We start from the raw sequence: 12,183 nt of genomic DNA on the forward strand, positions 1-12,183 counted from the left end.
AAAGTTTTCATAGCTCTAAAACATTAAAGATAATCAACTTGAGATTGGTTGGGTTTTGGGACCATTCAAAACAGCATAGCTCTAAAACTCGATACCAGCTTGATAACTAGCTGACAACGTTTTGGGACCATTCAAAACAGCATAGCTCTAAAACTTACAGAATCACCTCGTCCAAGCTTGAACGGTTTTGGGACCATTCAAAACAGCATAGCTCTAAAACGAAACATAACGATTTTTCTCAAGAGCATGAGTTTTGGGACCATTCAAAACAGCATAGCTCTAAAACAGCAATAACAGCGAGCTTATGGGGGCGATTGTTTTGGGACCATTCAAAACAGCATAGCTCTAAAACCTCGTAGACAGGGTTTGTCCACAATTTTTCGTAATCGCGCTACTCGTCTTAGCTGGACTTCAGTTTTGAATCGCCCGTTCATAGCACTATTATACGGCAAAAGCCTTATGAAATCAAGGTTTTTAGAAGCTAGACTATGGCATGTTTTCTGCTATCAAAAAATAGTCTTCATCTAGAACATATTGCGGAATATCATACAAACTTCTTGGCTCTAATAAGAGGACCGTTTGCTGAGATAATTCAATATATTCTCTCAGCTTCAAGAGTTCTTCTTTGGTAAGATAGGAGCCGCAATTCACAAAAATTAAGAGTTTCTTTTTAGACAGGTATTTGAAAACTTGTAAAATCTCCAAACACTTGTCAAAAATAGTATCACTCTGTGTTTCCACCTTAACCCCTAAAGCCTTTATAAGTTCCAAGATAGTAATTTCGTCATATTCCAAGTCCAATTCGTTCTCTAGACATTCAAAGGCGATTAATTCTGTTATAGTTGCTGCTAGTTTTTCAATCATTGACTTTACTTCAGGTTGGCTATTAAAACTCTCTTCTAAATCAGCATGAATCATTTTCAAAATAGCTGGTGCATTGACATCATAGCCCAAAATGTCAGTAATAAGCATGACTTCTGATTCTTTTAATGCTTTTAACTTGGTATCAAATAATTGAAGCTCATTTGTTTCCCCGTACTGATAGCATTGCCTTATTAGGGAGGAAAATACACTAACGTCTTGAACAACCAAAGTTGTCATTGCTTTAATGGTTAAGGGTTCATCCAATAGTGAAAAGTTAATCATCACCATCATAAGCCTCCCCTAGAAAAACTAAACGATTATCTGTATTTGCGATGCAACTGTTTTTCTCACCATGTAGATAAATCATCCTAGCAAACTGTTTTTCTGTCACTGTTAGCAACGTAATATTTCCTTTTTTAGGATTATTTTCTCGTAATCGTCCAATCATAGCATTGTTTGCAGTACTGTTGAGCAAAAGCTTGCTATAAATAGAAAATTGATGCATGATAAACCCCTCAGATAACAAAAACTTTCTAAATTTTCTATAAGCCTTACGTTCATCCGCTGTGTCCGTTGGCATATCAAACATAAGTAGCATTCTCATATAGCGGTAACTCATATCCTAAACTCAGGAACTCCCTTCCCATCATTATTAAGTGCTTTAATGACTTTCTTAGTATAATCACTGACAATATTGGTGAGATACATCTCTTTACCGTTGTATAAAAAGGTATCAGAAAATAAAGTGAATAACTCTCTTTTTATTTTTGGAAAAGGTTGATTTCGATTTTCAAAAACAATCTTATCCACCAAAGGCCTAAATGGTTCCATAATATCGCTAGCAAAATTGAACTGGTTAAACTGATTGGCGTGTTTGAGCCCAAATTGAGTCATACATCCAGAGACAACCACTTCACGCGCAAACATACTCAATAATAAGGTATAACCATAATCCAGACCTGCATTGATTGGATGCTCCAAATCTCTTGAGAAATCGTTCCCAAAAAGTGTATTAAAATAAATTCTCGCTGCATGCCCTTCGCGATTACTCGGATCAAAATTTTCCAAACCATGATATAAATCCATAATAGATTGGGATTTTTCAAAATAGGAGCATGCTCCTAGATAGCAAGATTGATTCAAAATCTTTTGAGCAATAATCGTCGTCCAAACCTCCGATTTGACTGCTTCTGGCCAGGACATTTGTTTCCCAAGCTGTAAACTCGAATCATGACGACCATAAAAAGGCATCAGCATAGCTGTTGGTAATCGTTTATCATCACAGAATATGACAAGGACATTCTCATCCACTAGCCGTTTTACCAGCATAGTGGACAAGACAATATCCGTCGTTTCTAATAACAAAATATCAATTTCTGATAAATGGATCAGCTCTGTTTTATAGGCATCCTTAAAAATCAGATGATTATTCTTATAAGATAATTTCGAGTGGGTATTTACCACAACAGTACGCCAACCAGCCATCAGTCACCTCCTAATTGATTCAAATCAAGACGTGTTTCATAAAGACCCGTGATTGATTGATGGATAAGGGTAGAATCTAAGATTTCTTTGGTAGAAGTATAACGTTTACGATCAATGGTTGTATTAAAGAATTTAAAAGCAGCTGGAGCTCCTAGTCTTGAAAAGGTAAAGGCATTTAGCATACTGTCAGCCTGCTCACTAATTGGAAGATGGGTATTTTTCTCATAGGTTGCACGTAGCTTATCTAAATTGGCATCTGCTAAAATGACGCGCTTTGAAAAGTGACTAATCCAATCAATAATTTCATCTAAATAATACTGATGCTGATCCACAAACAATTGTTTTTGTTTATTATCTTCTGGGCTACCTTTTAAAGTGTCATAGTGGCTGGCTAGATATAGAAAATGCACATATTTGCTTGGCAGAGCCAGTTCATTTCCTTTTTGTAATTCTGTGGCACTGGCTAGCAGCCGTCTGCGGCCATTTTCTAATTCAAAAAGGCTATATTTAGGCAATTTAATGATTAGGTCTTTTCTAACTTCCTTGTATCCTTTAGCTTCTAAAAAACTAACCGAATCTTTTTCAAAGGAATTTCTTTCCATTATTGTGATGCCAACCAGCTCTTTAACGGGTTTTAGTTTTTTCGTTTTCCCTTTTTCCACCTTTGCAATGACTAGTACTGAGTAAGCAACTGTTGGGCTATCAAAGCCTCCATACTTTGTCGTATCCCAACCTTTTTTACGGGGGATTAATTTTGCTGATTCTCCCTTTGGCAAAATGGATTCTTTTGAGAAGCCACCTGTCTGCACTTCTGTTTTCTTGACAATAGTGACTTGGGGCATGGACAATACTTTGCGCACTGTAGCAAAATCTTTCTCCTTATCCCAGACAATTTCTCCAGTTTCCTCATTAGTTTCGATTAGAGGGCGTTTGCGAATCTCTCCATTTGCAAGTGTAATTTCTGTTTTGAAGAAATTCATAATATTGGAATAAAAGAATCGCTTTGCGGTCGCTTTGCCTATTTCTTGCTCAGACTTACCAATCATTTTCCGGACATCATAGACTTTATAATCTCCATAGACAAACTCCGATTCCAGTTTGGGATATTTTTTAATCAGAGCTGTTCCAACGACGGCATTAAGGTAAGCATCATGGGCATGATGGTAATTGTTAATCTCACGTACTTTATAGAATTGAAAATCTTTTCTAAAGTCAGAGACGAGTTTGGATTTTAGGGTGATAATCTTCACATCTCGAATAGGTTTATCATTTTCACCATGTTTAGTATTCATGCGACTATCCAAAATTTGAGCCACGTGTTTAGTAATTTGACGGGTTTCAACCAATTGGCGTTTGATAAAACCAGCTTTATCCGCTTCACTCAAACCGCCTCTTTCTGCCTTGGTTAAATTATCAAATTTGCGCTGAGAAATCAACTTAGCTTTTAACAACCGACGCCAGTAGGATTTCATCTTCTTGACAACGGCTTCGCTTGGAACGTCATCAGATTTCCCACGATTTTTATCAGAACGTGTTAATACCTTATTGTCTATCGAATCATCTTTAATAAAACTTTGGGGAATGATGTGATCGACGTCGTAATCGCTCAAATGATCAATATCCAATTCTTGATCCACATACATATCTTTTCCATTTTGCAAGTAATAGAGATAGCGTTTTTCATCTTGCAATTGAGCATTTTCAACAGGATGCTCCTCTAAAATATCACTCCTTAATTCTTTCATCCCCTCTTCAATACGTTTCATTCGCTCCCGTGAACGTCGTTGCCCTTGTTGAGTCGTTTGATTTTCCCGTGCCATTTCAATAACGATATTTTCTGGCTTGTGGCCCATGACCTTAATTATCTCATCAACGATTTTGACAGTTTGTAAAATGCCTTTTTTGATAGCAGGGCTGCCAGCCAAGGCACTGATTTGCTCTTTTAGGCTATCTTTTTGCTCAAATGCCTCTTCATTAGCAGCCTTGATGTCATCCACAAAGGTCAAACTGTCATCATGGATAAGCTGCATAAAGTTTCGATTGGCAAACCCGTCTGATTTCAAAAAATCTAATATTGTTTTGCCAGATTGTTTATCCTTAATACCATTAATCAGTTTTTTCGACAAGCGACCCCAGCCAGTATAATGGCGACGTTTCAGCTGTTTCATCACCTTATCATCAAAGAGGTGAGCATATTTTTTAAGTCGTTCCTCAATCATTTCCTTATCTTCAAATAAGGTTAAGGTTAAAACAATATCCTCTAAGATGTCTTCATTTTCGTCATTGTCCAAAAATTCTTTATCTTTAATAATTTTTAGCAAATCATGGTAGGTGCCTAGTGACGCATTGAATCGGTCTTCAACTCCTGAAATTTCAACGCTATCACAACATTCTATTTTTTGGAAATAATCTTCTTTTAATTGCTTAACCGTTACTTTTCGATTTGCTTTGAAGAGTAGATCAACAATGGCTTTCTTCTGCTCACCTGAAAGAAATTCTGGTTTTCGCATTTCGTCAGTAATATATCTGACTTTTGTCAATTCATTATAAACCGTAAAATATTCATAAAGCAAGCTATGTTTTGGCAGGACTTTTTCAGTTGGCAGATGCTCATCAACATTGGTCATCCGCTCAATAAATAATTGGGCAGATGTCCCTTTATCGACAACATCTTCAAAATTCCATGGCGTGATGGCTTCATTTCTTTGCCGCTTCATCCATGCAAAACGGCTATTGCCGCGCGCTAATGGTCCAACATAATAAGGGATGCGGAAGGTCAAGATTTTTTCAATCTTTTCTCGATTTTCCTTTAAAAATGGATAATAGGCTTCTTGTCTTCGCAATATGGCATGCAATTCCCCTAAATGAACTTGGTGGGGAATGGAACCATTATCAAAGGTGCGTTGTTTGCGCAAAAAATCGTCACGATTGAGTTTTGCAAGTAATTCTTCGGTGCCATCCATTTTTTCCAAAATCGGCTTGATAAATTTATAAAACTCTTCTTGGCTGGTCTTTCCATCAATATAGCCAGCATAGCCATTTGTCGTTTTATCCGAAAAAATTTCTTTATATTTTTTGGGCAGTTGTTGCCGAACTAAGACTTTTAATAAAGCCAAATCTTGATGATGTTCGTCATAACGTTTGATCATTGAAGCTGATAACGGTGCCTTAGTTACTTCACTATCTGCCCTTAAAATGCCCGAAAGCAAAATAGCATCTGATAACTTCTTAGCAGCTAAAAACAAATCCGCATACTGATCACCAATTTGCGCCAACAAATTGTCTAAATCATCATCATAGGAATCTTTTGAAAGTTGTAACTTAGCATTCTCAGCCAAATCAAAATTTGCTTTAAAATTCGGAGTCAACCCTAATGACAAAGCAATGAGATTCCCAAACAAGCCATTTTTCTTCTCATTTGGAAATGCTGCAATAAGATTTTCTAAACGTCTTGATTTGCTTAATCTAGCTGATAATATTCCTTTGGCATCAACCTTTATTTCCTCTAGAGGACGCTCTTCAAACAATTCGTTATAGGTATGAAGCAATTGTTTGAAGAGTTTTTCCACATCACTATTGTCAGAATTCAAGTCTCCCTGGATTAAAAAATGTCCCCGAAACTTAATCATATGCGCTACTGCTAAATAAATTAATCGCAGATCCGCTTTTTCAGTTGAATCGGCTAATTCTTTTCGTAAATGATAGATGGTTGGATAGTTTTCATGATAAGCAACTTCATCAGCTACGTTTCCAAAAATCGGATGACGCTCATTGTCCTTGTCTTCTTCCACCAAAAAAGACTCTTCAAGCCGATGGAAGAAACTGTCATCCACTTTTGCCATCTCATTTGCAAAAATCTCCTGTAGATAACGAATACGGTTCTTGCGACGGGTATATCGTCTACGAGCTGTTCGTTTGAAACGAGTTGCTTCTGCCGTCTCTCCACTGTCAAATAGCAGAGCTCCCAGCAAGTTTTTCTTGATAGTTTGTTTGTTAGTATTTCCAAGAACTTTCATTTTCTTGGTTGGAACTTTATAGTCATCAGTGATTACTGCCCATCCGACGCTGTTCGTACCGATATCCAAGCCGATTGAGTATTTTTTATCCATTTTTGCCTCCTAAAATAAAAATGTTTGAATTAAATCCATTAGCATCTCAACAAGTTCAATTATACTTTTTACAACGTCTGAGACAAGTTTGATATACTTTAATCTTTTTCTATCAAACCACTTCCTTATTTTTTTCAACATTTTATCAACCTACTACATAACATAATCAATAAATCAATTATAACACAAAATCCTTCCCTTGGCTATCTTATTTTGATAATATTTAGATTGTATGCTAATATTTAGATTGTGTTATGTAGTGTTTTAGTGCTTATGAATTTTTTTGATTTTTTCCTTGCTTATTCCTTACAAAAGATGTAGAATAATCATGTTGGAACCATTCAAAACAACATAGCGAGTTAAAATAAGGCTAGTCCGTATACAGCTTGTAAAAGTGGGCACCGAATCGGTGCTTTTTTATATTTTTATTTTACGCCTAATGCACATTAAAAACAAGCGTTTTCACAGCGCTTGTTTTCTCATTTAATCCTCATTATTTCCTTGAAGCGGACAATGAGTCAAAGTTGTTCCATAGGAGGCTTTCTAATGAGTGGTTTTGTCGCTTTTCATTATAAGTCATATGGAACTTTTTGTCTGCATGAAAAAAGCCTATATCTCCAGAGTGGTGTTACCCACTACAGAAATTATAGAGCCAAAAAAAGCATCTCTTCTGACGAAAACATGCTTTAGTGGTTGTTAACCCTCAACCTTCTCTTAGTTAAGGGCTAACAAGATGTGATTCTATTGTAGTGATCGCTTAGGTTTAAGCTTGATAAACCTTTTCGCCATTTAAATAGGTCGCTTGTAAGGCAAGCTCCTTATCTAATACAATAAAGTCAGCAGCATAGCCTGGCGACAATTGCCCACAGATATCTGCAAGTCCTACCGAGACCGCAGGAACATAGGTACACATGTGAACGGCTTGCGCAGGTGTTGCAAGGCCCCACTCAACTACATTTTTTAAACCATCTTTTAGTTTTAAAATGGAGCCAGCAAGATTACCACTGTCTTTCAAGCGCGCTGTGCCATTTTCTACGACAACAGGAAATTCGCCAAGCAGGTAGTCACCATCAGGGGCGCCACCAGCTCGCATGCAATCTGTAATCATGGCCACATGGTCATAGCCTTTTTGCTGCATAAGAATATCACAGGCAACAGGTGAGACATGGTGCCCATCGCAAATGAGCTCGGCATAGGTACCAGGAAGATTGTAGACTGCTCCTACCATACCAGGTTCACGGTGGGTCAAGCCACGCATGCCATTATAGGCATGAACCCAGACACTGGCACCTGCTTCTACGGCAGCTTTGGCTTCCTCATAGGTGCCATTTGAATGTCCCAGTGCAACCGTGACGCCTTTTTTTGTGACAGCAGAGACAAACTCCGCTACGCCTGGGCGTTCCGGGGCGAGAGCGATTTTTTTAATCAAGCCTTGGGCTGCTGCTTGCCAGGCGTCAAACTCATCTACCTGCGGATTTTTCATGTAATTAGGGTTTTGGGCGCCTTTATACTTCTCAGTGAAGTAAGGCCCTTCAAAGTAAATGCCCTGAATCTTCGCCCCTTTTACTGTATCAGCCACAGAAGCAATCGTAGCTGAAATCTTCTTTAGGTGTTCAAAATCTGATGTCAGTGTGGTTGGTAAGAATGACGTAACTCCGGCTGCTAACAAACCTTGGCTGATCTGATGAAGTCCTTCTGCGGAATTATCCATAACATCAGCTCCGGCATAACCGTGAATATGCGTATCTACTAGCCCTGGTGCGATTTGATAGCCTGAATAATCAAGAATTTCGGCATCCGCTGGAACAGCGGCTTGCCACTGGCCAAATTTTCCATCAATAATCTCTAAATAGCCGGCTGCTTTGACCTGGTCAACCATGTAAAAACAGTCAGCCTTAATATAACGTGACATTAAGAAACCTCCCTTTGGTTATTATTATACGCTGATTTGCGGCGCTTGTAAATGGTCTATACCGATATTGTGCCCATTTTCTAGTGCAAGTAAGACCCTACCTGCAGTTTAGGCGATTTCATAGCCCATGATAAGACCTTCTTTTTCAACATAAAATTGGCAAAGACCTGATGCCGTAAGGTTTTTGACCTCTGCTTGGGGATATTGCTGATGAATAGCTTCTGTGATTGATTGGTAGAGCTTTGGATTATCAAGGTGAGCTAGCATGACTTTGCCGCCTTGATAGCCGGCTTTTTGCATCTCTTCAATCACTGCTGCTACAGCTTTCTTTTGGCCGCGGGCTTTGTGGAGTAATTCTAGTCGTCCCTCATGATCTGCTCGTCCGACCATGCGAATGTTCAACAAACCAACAACCTTGCCTACGAGCTTGCTTAAACGGCCATTCTTAACCAGGTTATCTACCTTTGACAAAACAAACAAGAGCGACGTTTTAGCCTGATAGGCTTCAAGCTCAGCTACAACTGCTTCAAAGGATTGCCCGGCAGCTATTAGTTCTTGTGCCTTAACAATTAACAAATCCATCTCGCCGCCTGCTGACAAGGAATCAATAATATGGATTTGTGCTTGGGGATGGTCTTCTAAATAAGCCTCTTTGGCAAGTCGTGCACTGTTGTTGCTGCCTGATAAAGTCCCTGTAATGGTAATGACAATAATCTTGTCCGCTTGATCAAAGGCTTTTACATAGGCATCAGGACTTGGACAGCTGGTGGTAGCAGCCAAATCAGATGCATACATGGTTTCCATCATATGAGCACAGTCTAAAGCAGCATCGTCTACAAAGCTGGTAGGACCAATTTGGATGGTCAAAGGCACACGCTCATAGGCCACTTCCTGGCCAAGCGTTACAATATTACTACCTGAATCGGCAATGATTTTCCACATAAAAACTCTCCTTTAGTGCTGCTGCCTGAACAGCACTGCATTTTTTAAAATTGACAAGACGTCTGATTTTGCCTAAAATTATATCATTCCCGATAGAGCTTTTACTAGTCTTTCTTGTCGGACGTCACAGATGAGAGGCAAATGTCATGACAGAGAAATTGTTATCAAAAAATTCACTTCACAATCTCAGACAATCAAACCGAGAGTCCCGCTATCTCTCTAAGGAATCGTTAGAAATTGCTTTGCTGGCCTTGCTTGAGCGAAAATCGCTGGCGCAAATCACGATTTCTGAATTGGTGCTTAAAGCCGGTGTTTCTCGAAATGCCTTTTATCGCAATTACCATTCTAAGGAAGCTATTATTGAAGGCCGACTCAATACCATCTTACGACGTATTTTTCACGGTCTAAAGCATTTTGATTTAAGCACAGAACCACGCCAGGCTTGGGTCTATCTCTTGACAGAGGCTAAAAAAGAAGAACAACTGCTTCGCATTGTTTTTAATCACCAGCTGCATGTCTTATTAACCAAGCGAGTCATTAAGCGGCTCAGAGCCTACCACAAGTGGAAAAAGCAACGCACCAATCACTACTCACACCTCTTTTGGTCCCATGCCATTATTTCTGTACTTTCTTCCTGGATAAAAGATGGCATGACCGTTTCCATTGAGGACATGGCAGCCATGAATTTACCACTGTTGAGCCATTAGAAAAAGACTTCTAGCATTCTTAATCAGAATGCTAGAAGTCTTTTTGCCATACCAGCATGCGAGCCTACTTAGTCCTCATCCTTATGATGTGGCTTTAGAGCATAGGTATAGATGGCCTGGGCAACGCCAGCCTGGTCACAATCGGCTGTAATCGCATCAGCTAATTGCTTGATCGATTCGGTCGCATTGCCCATCGCAACACCTAAGCCAGCATAAGTTAGCATTTCAATGTCATTGGCTGCGTCCCCAATCGCCATCAGGCGTTCTTTTGGAACCCCAAGGTCATTGGCTAATTCTTTTAGAGCAGACGCTTTAGTAATGCCTTGAGGCAAAACTTCCAGCAAGTAATCTTGACTACGAACAACGCTAAAGGCTTTGGCTAGCTGAGGGCGTAGAGCTCTTTCAAAAGCTGTTACAGCCTTGGGATCACCCATATAAAGGGCATTAAATACCGGCTCATTTAAGGTTTTAAATTGTGTGAGGGTGATTGGCTCAACAGTTAAAAAGACAAGGTCCCCATCAGCCTGGACGATTGGCGGCACAGTGTCAGCCAAGACAAAGTAATGTTTCTGCGTCGCTAAGGTTAAAGAAATCCCTGGAAAATCAGCTGTTAAATGGTAGAGGTAATCTAATTCGTCAAAGCTAAGGGCATGACAAGAACGAAGTGTCCAATCAGAACTGTTATAAGTTGCACAGCCATTATATAAAATAGAATATTCGTTTTCTGATAAGCCCAGCTGGTCAAAATAAGGTCTGGTCCCTGATAAGGGGCGACCTGTGCAAAGCACGATTTTGATATTGTGGGCAATGGCTTTTGCAATCGCTGTACGATTAGCAGCAGGAATTTCTTTGGAACGATTGAGTAAGGTCCCATCTAAATCAATGGCAATTAAGTCTATCACACGGCTCACGCTACTTTCTATTAATCCTATTTGCTTTTGTTAATTAAAAATGTTTCATAAAAAGCTTTCTTTAGTGTAACACTTTTTTTCAAATAAAACTGCTTTCAAACGGCCACTTGCTGCCAAAGCGCACGCAAAGACGCACCAAACTGTAGTGCCAAAGACCAGCTGACAGCTCATCTCTAAAGGGAAAGCACCGCCATTTTAACCCCAAAAATGGAATAAGCTCTAACTGGTCATGACATAGAGTAGAAAGGCTAGGAAAATATCCCAGCCTCAAAACTTATCTATCTTCCCACGAGCTTGCGGTTGCTTGGAGAACTTTGTTTAAATCAGTAATATTTTTACGGCCTATGGTTCGTAGCCACTGGCGGGCCCCTTCTTCCCCGTTTTCAATATATGCCTTGACGCTACCAGCCCAGGTTGCCCTACCACATAAAACGCCATTAAATCTGGCACCGGCTTCTTTGGCAAAGACCAATGTATCCTGGAAGAGCTTGGCAGATACACCCGCACTTAAGTAGATATAAGGAAGGGGAGTTGCTTGGTCTTGTTCCTTAAAGTAAGCTTTTGCCTCTGCCTTGCTATAGGCCACTTGATCCTGGGCAAAACCTTCTACATAGTGCATGTTAACGGGTACTTCAACTTTTAAGACATCAATATTAAAGCGTGGCTCTGAAAAGACCTTCATGGCTTCAATGACCTTGCGGGGTTTGACCTTAGCATAGGCTAAACTTCCTGCATCAGCAATGGTTTCATCATAAGATAAAATTTCGAGGTAAAAGGGAATGTCTTCGGCCACACACTCTGAGCCGATCCGCTCAATATAGGCTTGTTTTTGGGCATTAAGTTCTTGTGCGCTATCGACATCATAGTAGAGCAAAAACTTGACAGCGTCAGCTCCTTCTTCCTTGATGCGCTTAGCTGACCAAAGATCTAAGCAGTCTGGCAAGCGCTTGGTGGTCGTTGTATCATAGCCGGTTTTTTCATAAGCTAGTAGCAGACCGGCTTGCTGAGCACGGGCCTTGGTCGCAGGCAAACCAAACTCAGGATCTAATAACATAGCTGAAGCATAGGGCGTTAATTCTTTGGCAACCAAAACCTTTAGCGTCTCCATTTGTGCCACAGTGGGCTCTGTTTCTTGATACTTAGCCATGAGACGCTTTAAAGCACCGCGTTGATCAAAGGCTAGCGCTGAGATAATGCCATTTTCATTGCTCAACTGTTGCATATGTTTGTATTTTTGTTCCGTTAGTCGCATT

The 12,183-nt window shown here is 39.7% G+C and carries 9 protein-coding genes and 1 CRISPR repeat array; of the genes, 1 reads left to right on the forward strand and 8 read right to left on the reverse strand.

All coding sequences use genetic code 11. The features are described 5' to 3' along the window. The first annotated feature begins 52 nt into the window (after nucleotides 1–52). A CRISPR array of direct repeats spans nucleotides 53–352; the repeat unit is 36 nt; unit sequence GTTTTGGGACCATTCAAAACAGCATAGCTCTAAAAC. A gap of 134 nt (nucleotides 353–486) precedes the next feature. The 6 genes from csn2 to K5J94_RS00270 all read right to left on the reverse strand — a co-directional run bounded on the left by csn2 (nucleotide 487) and on the right by K5J94_RS00270 (nucleotide 9,312). Continuing rightward, a complete protein-coding gene (csn2, locus tag K5J94_RS00245) occupies nucleotides 487–1,152 on the reverse strand; it encodes a type II-A CRISPR-associated protein Csn2 (RefSeq protein ID WP_159544509.1) in 666 nt (221 codons plus the stop codon). Beyond that, nucleotides 1,139–1,483, reverse strand: a complete 345-nt coding sequence (cas2, locus tag K5J94_RS00250; RefSeq protein ID WP_159544322.1) for a CRISPR-associated endonuclease Cas2 — start codon at nucleotides 1,481–1,483, stop codon at nucleotides 1,139–1,141. The genes csn2 and cas2 overlap by 14 nt, the downstream gene beginning before the upstream one ends. Continuing rightward, nucleotides 1,480–2,349 carry a type II CRISPR-associated endonuclease Cas1 gene (gene cas1 / locus K5J94_RS00255; RefSeq protein ID WP_159549730.1) on the reverse strand — a complete coding sequence of 290 codons (870 nt, stop codon included), beginning with the start codon at nucleotides 2,347–2,349 and terminating at the stop codon, nucleotides 1,480–1,482. Before cas1 ends, cas2 begins: the two co-directional genes overlap by 4 nt. After that, nucleotides 2,349–6,458 (reverse strand): type II CRISPR RNA-guided endonuclease Cas9, encoded by a 4,110-nt coding sequence (gene cas9 / locus K5J94_RS00260; protein ID WP_221913098.1) that lies wholly within the window; start codon nucleotides 6,456–6,458, stop codon nucleotides 2,349–2,351. Before cas9 ends, cas1 begins: the two co-directional genes overlap by 1 nt. Nucleotides 6,459–7,221: 763 nt before the next feature. Beyond that, nucleotides 7,222–8,370 carry an N-acetylglucosamine-6-phosphate deacetylase gene (gene nagA / locus K5J94_RS00265; RefSeq protein WP_221913100.1) on the reverse strand — a complete coding sequence of 383 codons (1,149 nt, stop codon included), beginning with the start codon at nucleotides 8,368–8,370 and terminating at the stop codon, nucleotides 7,222–7,224. Nucleotides 8,371–8,478: 108 nt separating this feature from the next. Further along, nucleotides 8,479–9,312 carry a DegV family protein gene (locus K5J94_RS00270; RefSeq protein ID WP_159544330.1) on the reverse strand — a complete coding sequence of 278 codons (834 nt, stop codon included), beginning with the start codon at nucleotides 9,310–9,312 and terminating at the stop codon, nucleotides 8,479–8,481. A 146-nt stretch (nucleotides 9,313–9,458) separates the two neighbouring features. Between K5J94_RS00270 and K5J94_RS00275 the strand changes: the two genes are divergently transcribed. Continuing rightward, on the forward strand, nucleotides 9,459–10,019 hold the full coding sequence (locus K5J94_RS00275; RefSeq protein WP_159564893.1) for a TetR/AcrR family transcriptional regulator: 561 nt from the start codon (nucleotides 9,459–9,461) through the stop codon (nucleotides 10,017–10,019). A gap of 68 nt (nucleotides 10,020–10,087) precedes the next feature. Here the strand turns inward: K5J94_RS00275 and K5J94_RS00280 are convergent, their stop codons facing one another. After that, nucleotides 10,088–10,921, reverse strand: coding sequence for a Cof-type HAD-IIB family hydrolase (locus K5J94_RS00280; RefSeq protein ID WP_159564913.1), 834 nt, complete (start codon nucleotides 10,919–10,921; stop codon nucleotides 10,088–10,090). A gap of 283 nt (nucleotides 10,922–11,204) precedes the next feature. Beyond that, nucleotides 11,205–12,182: a tagatose-bisphosphate aldolase gene (lacD, locus tag K5J94_RS00285; RefSeq protein ID WP_159544336.1), complete on the reverse strand. Its 978-nt coding sequence runs from the start codon at nucleotides 12,180–12,182 to the stop codon at nucleotides 11,205–11,207. Nucleotide 12,183: the final 1 nt, after the last annotated feature.

It is taken from the genome of Streptococcus halichoeri, from assembly GCF_019774635.1.
Lineage (GTDB): Bacteria > Bacillota > Bacilli > Lactobacillales > Streptococcaceae > Streptococcus > Streptococcus halichoeri.